Origin of the sequence: Streptomyces sp. NPDC051320 (assembly GCF_040682175.1) — a bacterium.
Taxonomy (GTDB): domain Bacteria; phylum Actinomycetota; class Actinomycetes; order Streptomycetales; family Streptomycetaceae; genus Streptomyces.
This window is the reverse complement of record NZ_JBFBAL010000008.1, coordinates 100,596-117,909: the sequence shown is the minus strand read 5'-3', so window position 1 is coordinate 117,909 and position 17,314 is coordinate 100,596. Positions and strand designations below refer to the sequence as shown.

Here is a 17,314-nt window from a genome sequence, read left to right as displayed (position 1 = left end):
CTTCCCTAGTTAACACCCTTCAGCCGATTTCCTGGCTGGTGCCGGACGTGGCGGCGCGTATCAGCGGGAGCTCCGCCCAGACCGTCTTCCCCGGCCCGCTCCTGGCTGGGTGGTGGCCCCAGCGGGTGCTTGCCATTGCCACGATGTACATCCCTCGGCCGGAGTCCGCCCTCTCATCCGCCACTGTCACATGAGGCGGCGAGGGGTCACCGTCCGTAACGGAGATCACGACGGCGTCGCCGACAGCTTGCAGCGACACACCGAACACATCCGTCGGGCCGCCCGCCGGTGCGCACGTGCCCTTCCCGTCGGGATCGGCGTGGCACACGGCATTGGTGGCCAGTTCGGAAACGATCAGCCGAGCCGCATCGACGGTGTCGTCGTCCGCGCCCCAGGCCCGCAGGACATCGGCTGCATGCCGACGTGCACGCGAGACGGAGTCGCCGACGGAAGCCAGGTTCAGCTCGCTGCGCAACACGTGCGGGCGGGCTCCGGTGTGTCCTCCGGCTGCCGGTATGAAGTACAGCATGGGATTCACCACCGCTGTCGTGGGGCTGCCGGACGCAGTCGCAGGCGTCAGGGAGCCGGTGGGGAGGAAGGTCATGTCGGCTCCTTGGGATGCGGGCCACGGGCCGCGGGTGCGACCGTCATGAGTACCTACTCACAGCCTGCGTCGCACCCGACGGTCCGCCTATACAAAGGGGCCATGTCTAACAAACCGTTAAGGCGAAGTCACGGTGCCTGCGACACCCAGATACGCGGCGCGCATCCGCGGGTTGCTGGCAAGCTGCGAAGCGGTCCCGGTGATGGTGATCTGCCCCAGTTCCAGGACGTATCCGCGCTGGGCGACTTCGAGAGCGGCACCGGCGTCCTGCTCGACGAGCAGGATCGCCGTCCCGGTAGCAGCGATATCAGAGAGCCTGACCAGGATCTCGTCAACTATCAGCGGCGCCAGTCCCAGGGACAGCTCGTCGATGAGGAGCACCCGGGGGCGGCTCATCAGCCCGCGGGCGATCGCGCACATCTGCTGCTCGCCGCCGGACATGCTGCCGGCGATCTGGTCGAGTCGTTCGGCCAACCGGGGGAAGAGATCGAGGACAGCGTCGAGGTTCTTGTTGCGGACCCGCCAGCCACCGAGGCGGAGGTTGTCCCGGACCGTCAAGCCGGGGAACAGCCGCCGGCCTTCGGGCACGTGGGCGATGCCCGCATCCGCTATGGACTCGACCGAACCCTTGATCAGTTCGGCTCCGTCGAGAACCACTGACCCGCCCCGGTCGGGGATCATGGCCGTCATGGCCCGCAACAGCGTGGACTTGCCCGCCCCGTTCGGCCCCACCAGGGCCACGATCTCCCCCTCGTCGATCTCGATGGACACGCCACGGAGCACCTGAACCCGCCCGTATCCGGCTGTGAGTTGACTGACCTGGAACCTCATGTGTGACTCTTCCTGGAGTAACGGCGCCCCAGATAGGCGTCGATGACGCGCTCATCGCTCAGGACGTCGTCCGGGAGGCCCTGCATCAGGACCTTGCCCTGGTGCAGTACGAGGATCTCGTCGGAGATCGCCGTGATGGCCTGGACGATATGCTCGACGACCAGCATCGTCAGTCCTGCTTGCTTCAGATCGTCGATGAGCTGGAGCGAAGCGTCGATCTCGACCGGCCGGAGTCCGGCCAGCACCTCATCGAGCAGGAGCAGTTTGGGGCGCAGAGCGAGCGCCTTGGCCAATTCGAGACGGCGGGCATCGGCGACGGAGAGCTCCGCTGTGGTGAGTTCGTCCTTGCCGCCGAGCCCGACCTGTTCCAGGATCTCCAGCGCCTCGCGGCGGGCCGCCGAGGGCGTGCGCGCGGGCGAAGGCCCGAACATCGCTGCCACAGCCACGTTGTCCCCGACCGTCAGTCCGCGGAAGGGCTTGACGATCTGGAACGTCCGGGCCACTCCGGCATGGGCGATGCGCCACGGCCGCGCGCCGGTGAGGTCGTTGCCGTTGATGAGCACGGTTCCGCTGGTCGGAGTGAGGTGACCGGTGATCAGGTTGATCGTGGTGCTCTTGCCTGCGCCGTTTGGTCCGATGACACCGACCGTGGTCCCCGCCTTGATGCTCAGGTCCACGTCACAGACCGCTTGCAGGCCACCGAAGCGGCGTCCCAGTCCCCTTGTCTGAAGAACTGGGACGCCGGAGCGGCCTGCCGACGGGGAGGTGGTCGACGGGGCAACCGCCGTCGTGGCCGGGGCTGCTTCGACCGGGCCGTCGGCTCCGTTTGTCCTTCTCACAGCCGGTACCTCCGAACGTTGGTGAGGAGCGAGAAGTCCCGCGTGCGTAGGGCATCCCGGACGAAGTTGACGACACCTTGGGGAAGCAGGACGACTGCCGCGATCACCAGAGCGCCAAGAGTGAATGTGTGCGCCTCAGTGAAATGCTGCCGCAGGTATTCAGAGACCGCGGCGATGCCAACGGCGCCGAGGACAGGTCCTGCGATCGTGGCACTGCTGCCGATCACCACCATCACTACCATCAGCACGGTGAGGTCCACGTCGAACAGCCGCTGCGGGAAAATGGTGACCTGCTGGAAGGCATACGCGGATCCCGCCGCGCCGGTCAGGACCGCGGACACACTGAAGGCGAAGGTCTTCGCCCGTGTGGTGTTGACACCCATGGCTGCCGCGGCGTCCTCATCCTGGTTGACCGCTCGCAGGGCATATCCCGTACGGCCACGGACGATCAAGGCGACCACTGCCACGCAGACGGCCGCGAGCCCGAGAAAGAGCAGATAGAAACCGTCGTTGCCGAGCCACGCGGTCGGTGCGTTCGCACCGGCGGTGGGGATGGTGATCCCGGCGCCGCCGCCGGTCCATCGGGGGACGTTGGTCACCACCTCGCGCAGTCCCTCGGCGACGCCGAGCGTCGCGACTGCGAAGTAGTGACCCTTCAGGCGCAGGAGCGGCAGGCCGATCAGAGCAGCGAACGCGCCCGATACCACAGCAGCCACCGGAAGTGCGGCCCAGAACGACAGATGACCGTGCTGCATCAGCGCCGCGGTGGTGTACCCGCCCAGTCCGAAGAAACCCACCTGACCGAAGCAGGCGTAGCCCGTGTAGCCGCCGATGAGATTCCAGGACGCGGCCAGGGCGACATACATGAACACGGTGGTGAAGCTACGTTCCTGTCCGGTGTAGAGCTGCGACTGAAGCCCCACGCAGGCCAGGACCACGACGATGCCGGAGGCCCAGGACGCCCACGCCGGTATCCGCTTGGGGAGACGCCGGCCTGGTGGACGGGCGGCCGTCCCGGGCTGGTCCTCAGGGTCGGCCAGGGTGTCGTCCGATGCGTTGACAGAAGACATGATCAGACCTCGATCCTGCTTGCGTAGAAGGCGCGTCCGGCGATGCCCTGGGGGCGCATGACCAGGAAGACGACAAGGACTCCAAAGGCGACCGCGTTGACCAGGGTGCCGGGCAGGAGCTGTCCGCCCCATGCCTCGACCAGGCCCAGCAGCAGGCCGCCGAGCAGCGCGCCATACATGTTTCCCAGGCCGCCGAGCACCGCGGCGACAAAGCTGAACAGTGTGAAACGTCCCGCATCAGCGGTGCTGAAGGTGCCGACAGTGGCGACCGCGGCTCCGGCCGCACCGGCCAGGGCCGCCGCGATGCCGAAGGTCAGTGCGTATACATGCTTGGCCCGGATGCCCATCAGCCTCGCGGCGCCCCGGTCCATGCCGGTGGCCAGGATGGCAAGGCCGGTACGAGTGTGCCGGGTGACGTACACCAGCGCGAGAGTAACGCCGAGAGCCACGACAGCGGCCAGCAGTCGGCCGAGCGGCACCCTGACATCGGCGTACAACGTGTAGCTGTGGGCGGCATACCCGGTCGAGACCGAGCGGTAATCGGCCGAGAAGATCCAGATGAGGCCGTTGACCAAGAGCAAGTCGAGGCCGAACGTCAGCAGGAGAGTGATGAAGATCGGGGCCTTGACCACCATGTTGATCAGGCCGCGCTGGATCAGATAACCGCCTGCGAACAGTGCCGCCGCCACCGGGACCATCGCGACGAAGGGGTCGAGACCGAGCGCCGAATGCAGTTCAAAGGCGAGATAGGCGCCGATGAGTACGAACGAGCCGTGAGCCAGGTTGACCACGTTCATCACGCCCCAGACCAGGGAGAACCCGACCGCGATGAGTGCCAGCAGGCCGCCTTGCAGCAGCCCGTACACGGTGGCTTGTACGAACTGGCTCATGAGTGGTTCCCCATGGCGGGCCACACCATCGGCGACTCGGCGACGGCCTTGGGCCACACGGTGACCGGCTTGCCGTTGCGGACCTGCATGACCTCCATCGTCTTGGCGATGTTCTGGCCGGCCGAGTTGAACTTCAGCGGGCCGAAGAAGGTGGACTCGTCGAGCGCGGCGAATGCGTCTCTGACCCTGTCCGGGTCGGTCGAGCCCGCCTTCTCCACCGCGTCGACCATCGCTATGCAGGCCGCGGTCGCCTCGGCGGCGTGATATTCGGGCTTGCGTCCGCCGTACTGGCCGGCGAAGAGCTTGATGTAGTCGTCGGCGGTGCCGATCCACTTGTCCTTGCCCGCGGTCCGCGAGCTCCACTGGGTGGAGCCGAGGACGCCGTCAGCGGCCTTACCCAATGAGGATGCGAAGTCGGGGGTGGGCGGCGCCACGGTCTCGGCGAAGCCGCCGGACGGCGAGATGCCCAGTTCCCGGGACTGCTTGATGATGGCAATACCCTCGGCCAGATGGACGGACCCGATGATCACATCGGGCTTGAGCGGCTTGATCTTGGTCAGGGCCGATGAGACGTCCGTGGTGCCGCTCGGAAAGTACTCGGTGGCCAACACTTTGAACCCGAGCTTGCGCGCCTCATCGGTGCCGCCCTGCGTCACGGTCATGGAGAACCCGTCATCCGCGGAGAGAAAAGCCACGGTGGTCGGCTTCGGGACGGCGGACTCGTTGAGCGCCTGCACCATGACCGCGGCGTACTGGCGTGCCGAGGACAGCACGGCGAACGTCTGCCGGTACCCCTTTGTGAAGATCAAGTCTTCCGCGCCGGAGCTGTCGGACATCACCTGGCCATTGCGCTCGACCACCGCCGCTGCGGCCTCGGTCGTGGCGGATCCGTAGGGGCCGAGGACCAGTTGCACGCCCTTGTCGTTGAACTGGTCGATGAGCTGCGCGGAGGTGTCCGGCTTCGATGTGTCGTCCTGGTACTGGATCTCCAGTTTCAGTCGCTTCGAGCCGACCTGAACGCCGCCCTTGACGTTCACCGCCTTCTGGCAGACCTCGTAGCCCTCCTTCGTGAGACCGCCCTCCCTGGCGAGCCCTCCGGTCAATGACAGGGACGCACCGAATCTCAGTGTGTCTCCGGTGGCTCCCTTCGATGCCTGGCCCTTCGAGCCGCATCCAGCCGCCAGAGTGGCCGTTACCAGGGCGAGAGCCGCCCATTGTCTGGCTCTCATCTGGGGATTCATCTCAATCGCCTGCTTTCCCTCGTCCAGGGGTCGTGCCGCGCGCCCGTCCGGCGGGCGTCGTGGAAACGAACCGTAGGCTCGAAGCCACCGGTCGAAGGAGCTGCGGACCAGAATTGAGAATCCTCTAGGGTTCCGGCGGTATGCGCGGAGCGCGGCGATTCCTACGCTGGGCACACCATGCGAATTCTGCTCGTAGAGGACGACGACCGGTTCGCCGAAGCACTGACCGTGGCCCTGCGTCGGCACCGCTTCGACGTGTCCCGTGCCGCCACCGGCGCGGCGGCTCTGATAGCGCCTCCCACGGATTTGATCCTGCTGGACATGGGGCTGCCCGACATGGATGGCGTCGAGGTGTGCCGCCGGCTACGCGACATAGGCCAGGTTGCGATCATCGCCGTCACGGCACGGGGCGACGAACGTGACCGAGTCATCGGGCTCCGGTCGGGGGCCGATGACTACCTGATCAAGCCCTTCGGCGTGGCAGAACTGCGTGCCCGTATCGATGCTGTGATGCGACGTGCCCGCCCGCTCGCGCCACCGGTCGTACACGCCGGGACGACACGGATCGATATCGCCCAGCACCTCGTGACGACTGCGAACGGTTCTGCCGTCGCTCTGACCCGCAAGGAGTTCGAACTGCTTGCGGCACTTGCCCGGCAGCCAGGTGTAGTGGTGTCAAGAGAGCGCCTGTTGCTGGAGGTGTGGGGAACGCAGTGGCCGGGCGCCCATCGGACCTTGGACGTCCACATGGCGACTCTGCGGGGGAAACTCGGCGATCCGAAAGCGGTGCAGACCATCCACGGGGTCGGCTACCGCCTGGCCACGAACGATGCCGCCATCCCCTCATAAGGATTCGACTGGCTCAGCACCACCATCCATTACCTTGCCCCCGGCCAGAGGCATCCGGACCGAGCACCTCAGCCAGGCCGAATCGTGCCGCTGGTCGTTCCAGTCGGTAGCCGAGTCGTAATGGCGTCCGTCACAGTTCACCGTCCGCCCGAACCGGGCACGCGGGGCAGTCGACACGGGCATCGAGGAATGGGCAAATCCGCTCGCCAGGGCTGCGAGCTGGGGTTTCGCATAACTCCTTCAGGCAGCATCGGGCAATTTCCGGCCCATTGTGGGCCCTTTTCAGCCAAAAGGTGATTGGTATAAATATGTGGCAAGACCGGGCACGCCGTGCCCGAACCAGCACGGAAGTGAGGCGAGTGCGATGAACGCCGAGGAGCGTCAGAGCCGGATTCTCGCGCTCGCTCGCCACCAGGGACGCGTCGAGGTCACCACCACGGCCGTCGACCTGGCTGTCGCGCCGGAGACCATCCGCCGCGACCTCAGCGTGCTGGAACGCAGGGGCCTGCTCCGCCGCACCTACGGCGGCGCCTACCCCGTCGAGGGTGCGGGCTTCGAAACGGGACTCACCCAACGGGAGACCCTGCACCTCCAGGACAAGCGTCGTATCGCCACGGAAGCAGTGAAACTGCTCGGCAACGCGGAGACCGTGTTCGTGGACGAGGGCTACACCCCACAGCTCCTCGCAGCGCTCCTCCCGGGCGACCGGCCGCTGACCGTGGCCACCGCGTCGCTGTCCACCGCGGCCGCGATCGTGAACTCTCCGCAGGTCACGGTGCTGCTCCTCGGAGGCCGTGTCCGGGCCCGGACCCTGGCCACGGTGGGGTCATGGGCCTGCGCCATGCTCGAGGGATTCGTGATCGACCTGGCCTTCCTCGGGTCGAACGGCATCTCGCGGGAGCGCGGCCTGACCACCCCTGACCAGGTGGTGGCGGACGTCAAGGCCAAGGCGCTGGCTGTGTCGCGCCGACGCGTCTTCATGGGGCACCACAGCAAGTTCGGCGCGAGCAGCTTCTGCCGCTTCGCCAGGGTGGGCGACTTCGAGGCGATCGTCACCGACATCGGACTGTCCAGTGCCGAGGCGCACCGCTACTCACTGATGGGACCTCGCGTCCACCGGGTCTGACCGCTCAGCCCGCACCCCCTACCGCAAGGGACGGATCCGCCGGTGCCGCCCCCTCTCCACCCCCTTGCCCGATCCCACATCTCCTCCCCCTCCCCCTTGCCCGATCCCCCTCCCCTGTCTCACTCACTCACACCCGACATTTCATGAAAGAGACGATCATGATGTCAAGACCGACTGTTCTGCGACGCGCCATACCCCTCGGAGCCCTGGCCATGTGCGGCGCCCTGCTCACCGCCTGCGCCGGCTCCGGCGGCTCCGGCTCCGGCTCGCACTCCATCAACGTGCTGATGGTGAACAACCCGCAGATGGCGGACCTGCAGAAGCTCACGGCGGCCAACTTCACCAAGGAGACCGGCATCAAGGTCAACTTCACGGTGCTGCCCGAGAACGATGTCCGCGACAAGATCACTCAGGACTTCTCCAGCCAGGCCGGCCAGTACGACGTGGCGACCATCAGCAACTACGAGACGCCGGTCTACGCCAAGAACGGCTGGCTCGCCCCGCTGACCTCGTACGCGAAGAAGGACATCGCCTTCGACCAGAGCGACATCTTGCCGGCCATGCAGAAGTCCCTGTCGGTCGCCGGCCAGATATACGCCGAGCCGTTCTACGGCGAGTCCTCCTTTCTGATGTACCGCAAGGACGTCTTCAAGGAGAAGGGGCTGACCATGCCGGCCAACCCCACCTGGCAGCAGGTGGCCGACCTGGCGGCGAAGGCCGACGGCGCCAAGCCCGGGATGAAGGGCATCTGCCTGCGCGGCCTGCCCGGATGGGGCGAGGTGATTGCTCCTTTGACCACGGTGGTCAACACCATGGGCGGCACCTGGTTCGACAATGACTGGAAGGCCCAGGTCGACAGCCCCGCCTTCACCAAGGCGACCAAGTTCTACGTCAACCTCGTGCGCGCCCATGGTGAGGCGGGCGCCCCGCAGTCCGGGTTCGCCGAGTGCCTCAACAACATGGAGCAGGGCAAGGTCGCCATGTGGTACGACGCGACCTCCGCCGCCGGGTCGCTCGAATCCGGCGACTCGCCGGTAGCCGGAAAGGTGGGCTACGCGCCCGCACCGGTCGAAAAGACCAAGAGTTCCGGCTGGCTCTACACCTGGGCCTGGGGAGTGCAGAAGGCGAGCAAGCACCAGGGCGACGCCTGGAAGTTCATCTCGTGGGCGTCCAGCAAGAAGTACGAGCAGCTGGTCGGAAAGCAGCTCAGCTGGTCCCAGGTGCCGGCGGGCAAGCGGAGCTCGACTTACACCAACGCCAAGTACGTCGCCGCGGCATCGGCCTTCGCCAAGGCCACCGCGAACGCGCTGAAGTCCGCCGACCCGGACGACCCCGGCGTGCAAGCCCGGCCCGCCCCGGGTATCCAGTTCGTCGGCATCCCCGAGTTCACCGACCTTGGCACGCAGGTCTCCCAGCAGATCAGTTCCGCCATCGCCGGCAAGACCAGTGTCGAGAAGGCGCTGAAGGCCAGTCAGGCGCTCGCCGAGAAGGTCGCCGCCAAGTACGCGGACAAGTGATCCCTGTCGATCCATCCGATCCACCGGACGCCGGATTCACCCGGTCCTCCGGACGCCCGATCCACCCGACGCTCCCGCCTCCCGTGTCCCGCACCCGCGGGACCGGGAGACCGGGGCACAGCGGAGACTCCCGATGACCATCACTCACTCGCTCACCAGGCGTGCCCGGGCGCCGCAGACCGCGGGACGGACGGCACCTCCGCGGCGGTCCCGCGGGGCATGGGCCCGGCGGGCCCCGCTCCTCCCGGCCCTGATCTTCATGATCGTCGTCACTCAGCTGCCGTTCGTCGGCACGGTGGTGATTTCGTTCATGCGCTGGAACGCCCTCGAACCTGACAACAAAGCCTTCGCGGGCCTGGACAACTACAAGGAGGCGGTAGCCGACCCGCAACTGCGCTCCTCCCTCCTGACCACCATCACGCTGACCGTCACCGTGGTCCTGGTCAGCCTGATGCTGGGCCTTGGTCTGGCCCTCCTCCTGGACCGCAAGTTCCGTGGCCGGGGCATCGTCCGCACGATGCTGATCACGCCGTTCCTCGTCGTACCGGTGGCCTCCGCCCTGCTGTGGAAGCACGCCCTGTACAACGCCACCTACGGCCTGATCAACGGCTCGCTGACCTGGCTGTGGAGCCTGTTCGGCAGTGACAACCCACCCCAGCCCGACTGGCTGACCTCGTTTCCGCTGATGTCCGTGGAGGCGTCGCTGGTCTGGCAGTGGACGCCGTTCATGATGCTGATCCTGCTGGCCGGACTGCAGAGCCGCCCCATGGACACCGTCGAGGCGGCCCGCGTGGACGGCGCCACCACCTGGCAGGTCTTCCGCTACCTCACCTTCGCCCACCTGCGCCGCTACATGGAGCTGGCCGCACTGCTCGGCAGCATCTACGTGGTGCAGAACTTCGACGCCGTCTTCACGCTCACCGGCGGGGGCCTCGGCACCGCCAACCTGCCCTACACGGTCTACGAGACCTTCTACCAGGCCCATGACTACGGGCAGGCGTCCGCGGAAGGCGTCATCGTCGTCCTGTGCTCCCTCCTCGTGGGCTCCTTCGCGCTCAAGACCGTCTCGTCCCTGCTCCGAGAGGAGGCCCGCTGATGGCCACGACAATCACCGGCGGCCCCGTCGCACGTCGCAAGCACGGTGCGCTCGGCCTGCTGGCCTGGCTCTGCGGAACCCTTTTCTTCCTCCCGGTCGCCTGGATGGTGCTCACCTCGCTGCACAGCGAGTCCGACGCCGCGACCAACCCGCCGAGCCTGGGCGCACCGCTGACCCTCCAGGGCTACAAGGAGTTCTTCGGCGCGAGCACCGGCGTCTCCCCCTGGCCGCCGCTGATCAACTCCTTTTCGGCGAGCGTCATATCGACGCTGCTGGTGCTGCTGCTGTCTGTCCCGGCCGCGTACGCGCTGTCCATCAAGCCGGTGCGCAAGTGGAACGACGTGATGTTCTTCTTCCTGTCCACGAAGATGCTGCCCGCAGTGGCCGGCCTGCTACCGGTCTTTCTGATCGCCAAGAACAGCGGTCTGCTCGACAACGTCGCGCTGCTCATCGTCCTCTACACCTCGATGAACCTGCCGATCGCGGTGTGGATGATGCGGTCCTTCCTCGCTGAGGTTCCCGTCGAGATCCTGGAAGCGGCCTCGATCGACGGCGCCAGACTGCCGACCATTCTGACCCGGATCATCGCACCGGTCGTCGCCCCCGGTATCGCCGCCACCGCGCTGATCTGCTTCATCTTCAGCTGGAACGAACTCCTCTTCGCCCGCGTGCTCACCGGCGTCGTCGCCGGCACCGCTCCCGTCTTCCTCACCGGCTTCGTCACCAGCCAGGGCCTCTTCCTGGCCAAGGTGTGCGCCGCCGCCGTCTGCATCTCCCTGCCGGTCCTCATCGCCGGTTACGCCGCCCAGGACAAGCTGGTCCAGGGCCTCTCCCTTGGAGCAGTCAAGTGAAAGCCGCAGTCATCAGCTCCCCCGGCCAGGTCGGCGTGGAGACCGTCGAGGACCCCACACCAGGCCCCGGCCAGGTGGTGGTTGAGGTCTCGGCCTGCGGCCTGTGCGGCACCGATCTGCACATCCTGCAAGGAGAGTTCGCACCCGCCCTGCCCATCATCCCCGGGCACGAGTTCGCCGGAGAGGTCGTCGCTCTGGGCACCGGGGCACGCGACCTGAAGGTCGGCGACCGGGTCGCCGTAGACCCCTCCCTCTACTGCCACGAATGCCACTACTGCCGTATCGGACGTGGCAACCTGTGCGAGCGCTGGAACGCCATCGGCGTCAGCGTCCCCGGCGGCGCGGCCGAGTACACGGCCGTCCCCGCCGCCAACTGCGTCAAGCTCCCCGACCACGTCCGCACCAAGGACGCCGCCCTCATCGAGCCGCTGTCCTGCGCGGTCCGCGGCTACGACGTCCTGCGCAGCTCCCTCGCCTCCCACGTCCTGATCTACGGCTCCGGCACCATGGGCCTGATGATGCTGGAACTCGCCAAACGCACCGGCGCGGCCACGGTCGACATGGTGGACATCAACGAGGACCGGCTCTCCACCGCCCGCCTCCTCGGCTGCAGCAGCGCATCGACCACCGCCGACGCGATCGAACGCCCCCGCGGCTGGGACGTGGTCATCGACGCCACCGGCAACGCCCACGCCATCCAGAATGCCCTGGGCCACGTCGGCAAAGGCGGTACCTACCTCCAGTTCGGCGTCGCCGACTACGCGGCCCGGGCCACCATCGACCCGTACCGCATCTACAATCAAGAGATCACCATCACCGGCTCGATGGCGGTCCTGCACAGTTACGAACGCGCGGCCGAGCTGTTCGCCGGCGGAGTGCTCGACCCGGACATCTTCATCAGCGACCGCCTTCCGCTGACGGGCTACGCCGAAGCCGTACGGCGGTTCCAGGCCGGCAAGGGCCGGAAGATCCAGGTGCTGCCGTGACCGGAAGCCTCCCGGCGCTCGTCGTTGGCGAAGCCCTGGTGGACGTCATCGCCGGCCCGGACAGCGCGCGTCGCAGCCACCCCGGCGGCAGCCCGGCCAACGTGGCACTGGGCCTGGGCCGGCTCGGCCACCCAATCCGGCTCGCCACACGCGTGGGCCACGACGACTACGGCCGCCTGGTCCGCGAGCACCTGGAGAGCAGCGGGGTCGAGCTGACACCGGGATCCATGGTCGACGCGGCAACCTCGACGGCGACGGCCGTACTCGACGAAACGGGTGCCGCGAAGTACGACTTCGACATCACCTGGGCGCTGTCGGCGGCCGTCGAGGAAGCACTGCGCAACAGCCCGCCGACGCACGTCCACACCGGGTCCATCGCCACCGCTCTGGCTCCAGGAGCCGACCAGGTCTTCAACTCCCTGCATGCTCTGCGAACTTCGGCCACCGTCTCCTACGACCCCAATCCGAGGCCCGCGCTGCTCCGCTCCGCGGAGCGGGAACGCGACCGGGTGGAACAGATCGTCGCCCTCAGCGACGTGGTGAAGGCGAGCGAAGAGGACCTCGCGTGGCTCCGCCCCGGCGAAGACCCCGACAAGACGGCGGCCCACTGGGCACGCAACGGCCCCGCGCTGGTCGTCCTCACCCTGGGCGCGAACGGCGCCCGGGCCTGGTGGCGACATGGCTGCCGCGACATCCCGCCCATACCCGTCCAGGTCATGGACACAGTGGGCGCGGGCGATGCGTTTATGGCCGCCCTGACCAGCCGTCTGCTCCACGCCGGCCTGCTGGGCGGCGGCCCTGGAACCGAGGCGGCAACGGCACGCGCGGCACTCCGCGCCGCGACGGACACCGACCGACTGCCCATGGTCCTCGGCGAGGCGCTGACGACGGCTGCCCAGGCAGCCGCCCTGACCTGCGCACGCGAAGGAGCGGACCCGCCCACAAAAGCAGAACTGGGGCTTTGAACTGACGGGCCGTCCGTCCCACTCCCATGAGCCGTGCGGCTGGAGGCCGGTCCGCTGGACACTGTTCAGCGAAATCGTTGGGACCGTGCCCGTTCCGCTGACGCTAGAACCGCACACCCGAGTCGTCCCCCGATGGCCCCCTTCCGAACCGGCAAGGCAGCCGGCGCGGCGACGGAACCGAAGGCCCCCGACTGCCCGCAACGAAGCGTGCTGCCACCCGGTCAAGAGAATCTCGATCATGGCGGGATAGTCGTCGTCATCGAGACGGCCGGACGAATCGTCTGCTGTCATCTGTACCTTCCTGTGAAACACGCGTTGGAGGGGCCCTGGTGCCATTGGCACCAGGGCCCCGAAGGAACTGCTACACCATCAGCCGGCCTTGATCGGCTGCGCCGGCTCTGTGTTTCCGCATACCCACCGGGAAGAGGTCCGGGGGCTGCGGGGATCGCGGTTGCTTGACCGGAGACCACCTCACTATCGATGTCCTGCGGTACCCGGGCACACACTGTTCACCCGGGCGATCCTGATGGCGCTCAACTCCTCCGTTCTTCCCCTCTGACCAACCACTCCGTCCTGCTGGTGGCCTCTCACAGCGCCACTTCGGCAGCCAGCCCCGTCGCCCGTCCTGCATCTGCTCTGGCTTAGAACCCCACTGCCGAACCTCCGGGTGCGCGCGCCCGCAGCCGACGCCTTCACCGAGGTGCTGCTCTCATGTACTGCTTGCTGCGTGAACTGCGTACTGCTCACGGCGGCCCCTGAAAACCGCGGGCCACCCGGTCCGGTCGCCAGCCCCGTCGCCTTCCTGCGAAAACCCTGGCTTCGAAACTCCACTACCGCACCGACCTGCACTTACGTGTACTGCTTCCCGGCAGTTCAACCCTGCCGGGCCTGCTCGATCTCTCGATTACGGACAAGACACTAACCCCAGCAACATGCGCATGTCTACTGCTGTCACGATAGATTTTCTGCGCGGACTACCAGTGAAGTCCTGCGGTACGAATCACCGGGAAACTGCACCGGACCATGCCCTCAGGGGTGTGAGCGCAGTCGGAAACGGGCAGGCGGGCCAGTAGGGCACAAGCGGCCCAACCGATCACAGGTGGGGTGCACATGTATGAGCAGCACGACGATCACCATCTCCCGGACCGACCACGGTCCGACGCCCTGCGTCACGGCGGCGGTACCTTCACCCTCCGCCTGAACGTGCATCCCGACGCCATCGAGGCCGCCGTCGACGACGCCAGCCCACAGCTGCCACGCATGCGCACCCCCGACCTGACCGGCGTCGGCGGGGGCCTCGGCCGGCCCATGGTCAACTACCTCGCCCGCACCACCGCGATCACCCGCCGGGCGGTCGGCGGCAAAACCGTCACCGCCCTCCTTCCCCGCTGACCCCGCCTTCAGCGAAGCCGGGAAGTGGTTCCGTCACGACATCGCGCACCGTGGAGCAACATGTCCAGATGTCCGTAGCGAGAGACGTTGTGGACCAGGGGGTCGAGCGTGAAGCGCCGAGCACTTTGACCCGCCGCATGTTCGCGGTGGCGCGGTGCAGCGCGACAAGTGGCGGCGCGGTGCCCAGACGGGCGTCGTCGATGGCGTCGAGGAGTTGCCGCTTCGCGAAGGCGGCCGGCGCCTCGATGACAACCCGCCGGTTCACGAACCGGCGGTGAACCGTTGCCCTGCCGGACCGGCGGCCTCGCCGATGTGCTCCATGGGCGCGCCCGGTCTTCAGTCGGCACCCTCTCGGTCCACCTCATGTGGGGGAAATCTTGGCTGCCGCGCCGCCCAAAGGCGCCGCCAGCACCTCAGTACCGTCCGGCCCGAAACCGGGCACTGCGAGAGGTAGCCCGATGGCCGACGAATACAATCGGCCTCATGTCGAAGCCTGACGCGCTGCTTGTTGATGTTGCCGCCCTGGTGGAGTCAGGGCACAGCAACCAGATGCCACTGACCGTGGTCGCCGGTGGCGCCGTCATCACGGGCCGGCTGGCTCCCGAAGCCGTCTGGAGGCAGCGGGTGTCGGAGATCCTGGCGGACTCGGCCCGCCTAGGCGACTTTTCCGCCATGTTCACCGCTGCGGCAGCCAAGGACGGGCCGCCCACGCATCTGCACTTCCATGTGGCCCGGATTCTGCAGGGCACGGTGGGGATCCCGGAGACAGGTGGGATGTACCGGGTGGCGATCGAGGACGTCAGCGCCTGGACCATGGGCGACTTCAGCTACTCCGACCACTGACCCACGGCCGCGCGGAGAAACCTCGGCATGCTGTGAGGGTCCGACCGGCGCACCCCGGCAGGACCCTCACCACAGCTCTGTCGACGACTCGCGCCCGCCCGTCAGTGAGACTGCCGCAGGGGCGCCAAGCATCGCGGAAGCCTGCTGCATCGGGGGGCGAACCCGCGTAGGCGCGGCGGCCTGGCGAAGTTCGCGGCAGGTGAAGCCGAGCTGGGTCATGGCCCGCACGACTTCTACTGCACTGAAGTCGCGGCGGTCCTGGCGTGTGACGACCTGGCCGACCTGTTTGACGGGGTAGGTGGTCGGCCGATGACCACGGACTCGCCGGAAAGCTGCTCGGGCTTGATGCCCTTCATCGATTCCAGGACGCCGCTCCTGGTGAGGTCGAACGGGAAGCGAGCGATGACACAGCGCATGATGCCTCACAGGGAGAGGGACGAAGGAGGAGTGGTTCTGCCGCGGTCGGAATGGCTCAGCGGGCGAGGGCGAGGACGCCCAGGGCGCTGCCGAGTTCGTCGACCACAGGCAGGGCATCGACGTGGCTGTAGCGCATCATGTGCCCGGCTTCGGCCATGGTGGTCACCGGCGAGGTGAACGGTCCGCGGTCGCCCAGAATGTCCCGCAGCTGGACCCTGTCCGTGTACGCGGAGCCGTAGCGGGCTGCTGTGAGCTGAGCCAGGATGACCAGTCCGGCACACAGGTCACTGTCGTCGCAGACAAGCAGATGCCCGGTACGGGCGCCGGCCATGACGGACCGGGCCACCTCGACGGTCATGTCGTCGCAGACCTGTGGTCCGGCGGCGTCCATGACGTCGGCCACGGTCCTGTCTGCGGCAGTGGCGTCCGTCGAGCGGTGCTGCACCTGAATCAGCGTCAAAGGTGCCTCCTGCAGAGATGGGTCAGCTTCCGGATCACGAAGTTGTCAGGCAGCCGCGTCGAAGGAGGACTGATGCGCGGCCACACGCCGGGCCGCCGAGGCGGGGCTGCGCCGGCCGCGTGAGGACGCGCTGCGCTGACGCCGCTCGACCACCGGCGCGGTGATCGTCACAGGAATGCCGGAAGGGGCCTGGGCGCCGGTGATCCGGCCGAGTGCCTCCTCGCCGGAGCGGACCTGGGTGGTCTGGGGCACGATGCCGGCGGCGGCCATGAGGCGGGTCATGTCACGGCGCTGGTTGGGGGTGACCGGGGTGACGACGCTGCCGGACTCCCCTGCCCGTGCGGTACGGCCGCCGCGGTGGAGGTAGTCCTTGTGGTCGGTCGGCGGGTCGAGGTCTCATGTCGCCCGGCAGCTCGCTCAACGGCTCCGCGCGGTTTACCTCGACAAGGACTCTCTGGCCGGCGACCTCGTGGACGCCGCGCTCGAACTGGTCGGCCGGCGGACCGGAGGCCGTGAAGACGACCCGACCTACATCGAACGGTTGATTCCGGCCGAGTACGCGGCCCTGTTCGCCACGGCGGCGGACAATCTGCGGCTGGGCCTCCCTGTCGTCCTGGATGCACCCTTCGCCGCGTACCTCACCAACCCCGGCTTCCTGACCGCCTCGGCCGGCCGAGCTTCTTGGCCCACAGCAACACCCGTCGTCGTGGTCGAGGTACGGGCCTCCGGGGAGACCGTTCGCACGCGACTGACGCAACGAGGCCTGCCCCGCGACCGGGCCAAGCTTGCCGACTGGTCGGCATTCTGGCAACGACTGGGGACTCAGGACTGCGCCTGGACCGGCGCTCGGCACATCGTCGTGGACAACGACGCCGAACCGGACCTCGACGCCGTTGTGGGGCTCGCGGGTGATACCGGGCCGGTGCCCCTTCACGCCTTCTGAGCTTGGTCTTTGACCTCGGGCATCGCCCGAGGTCAAAGACCAAGTCAAGGCCGTGACCCCAACTCCCTCAGCGACGGCGACCCGGGCACAGCCTTCGACGCCATCTACACCGGTCTGCACTGTGCGGCGCTGAACAAGCGTTACCACTGGTTCGAGAGGACGGGATACCCGGGTTGCGTGATCTGATGGGTCTCCGATGGCGTGCTATCCACCTGGCAAGACGGGGTCACCAGGCTGGAGCACCTCCACGACCACGGCTCCGCGCTGCACGTTTTCCCCTCCGCCACTCGTTCGCCTCGGACGGAACTCCGACCAGGACAACAGGCATCGGGCCGAAGAGCGACCAGGTTCGCTGACAAGGAAGCCTGAACGACTGGATTCGCGGTCAAACGCC

At 67.3% G+C, this 17,314-nt stretch carries 17 protein-coding genes and 4 pseudogenes; 11 read left to right on the top strand and 10 right to left on the bottom strand.

The features are described 5' to 3' along the window. Positions 1-19: 19 nt before the first annotated feature. From AB0M87_RS19230 to AB0M87_RS19205, 6 genes are all read right to left on the bottom strand, one after another. On the bottom strand, positions 20-604 hold the full coding sequence (locus AB0M87_RS19230) for an ATP-binding protein (RefSeq protein ID WP_365854369.1): 585 nt from the start codon (positions 602-604) through the stop codon (positions 20-22). A gap of 117 nt (positions 605-721) precedes the next feature. Further along, positions 722-1,375: an ABC transporter ATP-binding protein gene (locus AB0M87_RS19225; protein ID WP_365854367.1), complete on the bottom strand. Its 654-nt coding sequence runs from the start codon at positions 1,373-1,375 to the stop codon at positions 722-724. Positions 1,376-1,431: 56 nt separating this feature from the next. Continuing rightward, the gene (locus tag AB0M87_RS19220; protein ID WP_365854365.1) at positions 1,432-2,112 is read right to left on the bottom strand and encodes an ATP-binding cassette domain-containing protein; all 681 of its coding nucleotides are present in this window, start codon (positions 2,110-2,112) and stop codon (positions 1,432-1,434) included. A gap of 158 nt (positions 2,113-2,270) precedes the next feature. Next, the gene (locus AB0M87_RS19215; protein WP_365854363.1) at positions 2,271-3,344 is read right to left on the bottom strand and encodes a branched-chain amino acid ABC transporter permease; all 1,074 of its coding nucleotides are present in this window, start codon (positions 3,342-3,344) and stop codon (positions 2,271-2,273) included. Positions 3,345-3,346: 2 nt separating this feature from the next. Further along, positions 3,347-4,234, bottom strand: a complete 888-nt coding sequence (locus AB0M87_RS19210; protein WP_365854361.1) for a branched-chain amino acid ABC transporter permease — start codon at positions 4,232-4,234, stop codon at positions 3,347-3,349. Further along, positions 4,231-5,463, bottom strand: coding sequence for an amino acid ABC transporter substrate-binding protein (locus AB0M87_RS19205; RefSeq protein WP_365854359.1), 1,233 nt, complete (start codon positions 5,461-5,463; stop codon positions 4,231-4,233). The genes AB0M87_RS19210 and AB0M87_RS19205 overlap by 4 nt, the downstream gene beginning before the upstream one ends. A 189-nt stretch (positions 5,464-5,652) precedes the next feature. On the opposite strand from AB0M87_RS19205, the gene AB0M87_RS19200 reads away from it, so the two are divergent. The 8 genes and pseudogenes from AB0M87_RS19200 to AB0M87_RS19165 all read left to right on the top strand — a co-directional run. Continuing rightward, positions 5,653-6,324 (top strand): response regulator transcription factor, encoded by a 672-nt coding sequence (locus AB0M87_RS19200; RefSeq protein WP_365854357.1) that lies wholly within the window; start codon positions 5,653-5,655, stop codon positions 6,322-6,324. A gap of 364 nt (positions 6,325-6,688) precedes the next feature. Continuing rightward, complete coding sequence (locus AB0M87_RS19195; protein WP_365854355.1) at positions 6,689-7,450, top strand: DeoR/GlpR family DNA-binding transcription regulator; 762 nt, start codon at positions 6,689-6,691, stop codon at positions 7,448-7,450. 212 nt (positions 7,451-7,662) lie between these two features. Continuing rightward, positions 7,663-8,967: a sugar ABC transporter substrate-binding protein gene (locus AB0M87_RS19190; protein WP_365854804.1), complete on the top strand. Its 1,305-nt coding sequence runs from the start codon at positions 7,663-7,665 to the stop codon at positions 8,965-8,967. A 133-nt stretch (positions 8,968-9,100) separates the two neighbouring features. After that, positions 9,101-10,063: a sugar ABC transporter permease gene (locus tag AB0M87_RS19185; protein ID WP_365854353.1), complete on the top strand. Its 963-nt coding sequence runs from the start codon at positions 9,101-9,103 to the stop codon at positions 10,061-10,063. After that, positions 10,063-10,914, top strand: coding sequence for a carbohydrate ABC transporter permease (locus AB0M87_RS19180; protein WP_365854351.1), 852 nt, complete (start codon positions 10,063-10,065; stop codon positions 10,912-10,914). The genes AB0M87_RS19185 and AB0M87_RS19180 overlap by 1 nt, the downstream gene beginning before the upstream one ends. After that, entirely contained in the window at positions 10,911-11,900 is a 990-nt protein-coding gene (locus AB0M87_RS19175; RefSeq protein ID WP_365854349.1) for a zinc-dependent alcohol dehydrogenase family protein, read from the top strand. The genes AB0M87_RS19180 and AB0M87_RS19175 overlap by 4 nt, the downstream gene beginning before the upstream one ends. Continuing rightward, positions 11,897-12,865: a carbohydrate kinase gene (locus tag AB0M87_RS19170; protein ID WP_365854347.1), complete on the top strand. Its 969-nt coding sequence runs from the start codon at positions 11,897-11,899 to the stop codon at positions 12,863-12,865. Before AB0M87_RS19175 ends, AB0M87_RS19170 begins: the two co-directional genes overlap by 4 nt. Positions 12,866-14,020: 1,155 nt before the next feature. Beyond that, positions 14,021-14,257: pseudogene (locus AB0M87_RS19165) on the top strand (ATP-binding protein); the annotation flags it as partial. Here the strand turns inward: AB0M87_RS19165 and AB0M87_RS19160 are convergent. Next, positions 14,235-14,522 (bottom strand): hypothetical protein, encoded by a 288-nt coding sequence (locus AB0M87_RS19160; RefSeq protein WP_365854345.1) that lies wholly within the window; start codon positions 14,520-14,522, stop codon positions 14,235-14,237. The pseudogene AB0M87_RS19165 and the gene AB0M87_RS19160 overlap by 23 nt on opposite strands. A gap of 218 nt (positions 14,523-14,740) precedes the next feature. Between AB0M87_RS19160 and AB0M87_RS19155 the strand changes: the two genes are divergently transcribed. Then, positions 14,741-15,100 (top strand): hypothetical protein, encoded by a 360-nt coding sequence (locus AB0M87_RS19155; RefSeq protein ID WP_365854343.1) that lies wholly within the window; start codon positions 14,741-14,743, stop codon positions 15,098-15,100. 66 nt (positions 15,101-15,166) lie between these two features. On the opposite strand, the pseudogene AB0M87_RS19150 reads toward AB0M87_RS19155, so the two are convergent. The 3 genes and pseudogenes from AB0M87_RS19150 to AB0M87_RS19140 all read right to left on the bottom strand — a co-directional run. Beyond that, positions 15,167-15,516, bottom strand: a pseudogene (locus tag AB0M87_RS19150) (SCO5918 family protein). A gap of 56 nt (positions 15,517-15,572) precedes the next feature. Then, on the bottom strand, positions 15,573-15,977 hold the full coding sequence (locus AB0M87_RS19145; protein ID WP_365854340.1) for a CBS domain-containing protein: 405 nt from the start codon (positions 15,975-15,977) through the stop codon (positions 15,573-15,575). A gap of 45 nt (positions 15,978-16,022) precedes the next feature. Next, positions 16,023-16,373, bottom strand: a pseudogene (locus AB0M87_RS19140) (ATP-dependent helicase); the annotation flags it as partial. Between AB0M87_RS19140 and AB0M87_RS19135 the strand changes: the two are divergent. Beyond that, positions 16,348-16,920, top strand: coding sequence for an AAA family ATPase (locus AB0M87_RS19135; RefSeq protein WP_365854337.1), 573 nt, complete (start codon positions 16,348-16,350; stop codon positions 16,918-16,920). The pseudogene AB0M87_RS19140 and the gene AB0M87_RS19135 overlap by 26 nt on opposite strands. Before the next feature lie 90 nt (positions 16,921-17,010). Further along, positions 17,011-17,276: pseudogene (locus AB0M87_RS19130) on the top strand (DUF3291 domain-containing protein); the annotation flags it as partial. Positions 17,277-17,314: the final 38 nt, after the last annotated feature.

Coding starts and splice junctions, on each gene's coding strand:
- AB0M87_RS19230 (WP_365854369.1), bottom strand. CDS start 604: ATGACCTTCCTCCCCACCGGCTCCCTGACGCCTGCGACTGCGTCCGGC.
- AB0M87_RS19185 (WP_365854353.1), top strand. CDS start 9,101: ATGACCATCACTCACTCGCTCACCAGGCGTGCCCGGGCGCCGCAGACC.
- AB0M87_RS19190 (WP_365854804.1), top strand. CDS start 7,663: ATGTGCGGCGCCCTGCTCACCGCCTGCGCCGGCTCCGGCGGCTCCGGC.
- AB0M87_RS19155 (WP_365854343.1), top strand. CDS start 14,741: ATGTCGAAGCCTGACGCGCTGCTTGTTGATGTTGCCGCCCTGGTGGAG.
- AB0M87_RS19195 (WP_365854355.1), top strand. CDS start 6,689: ATGAACGCCGAGGAGCGTCAGAGCCGGATTCTCGCGCTCGCTCGCCAC.
- AB0M87_RS19205 (WP_365854359.1), bottom strand. CDS start 5,463: ATGAGAGCCAGACAATGGGCGGCTCTCGCCCTGGTAACGGCCACTCTG.
- AB0M87_RS19200 (WP_365854357.1), top strand. CDS start 5,653: ATGCGAATTCTGCTCGTAGAGGACGACGACCGGTTCGCCGAAGCACTG.
- AB0M87_RS19180 (WP_365854351.1), top strand. CDS start 10,063: ATGGCCACGACAATCACCGGCGGCCCCGTCGCACGTCGCAAGCACGGT.
- AB0M87_RS19210 (WP_365854361.1), bottom strand. CDS start 4,234: ATGAGCCAGTTCGTACAAGCCACCGTGTACGGGCTGCTGCAAGGCGGC.
- AB0M87_RS19215 (WP_365854363.1), bottom strand. CDS start 3,344: ATGTCTTCTGTCAACGCATCGGACGACACCCTGGCCGACCCTGAGGAC.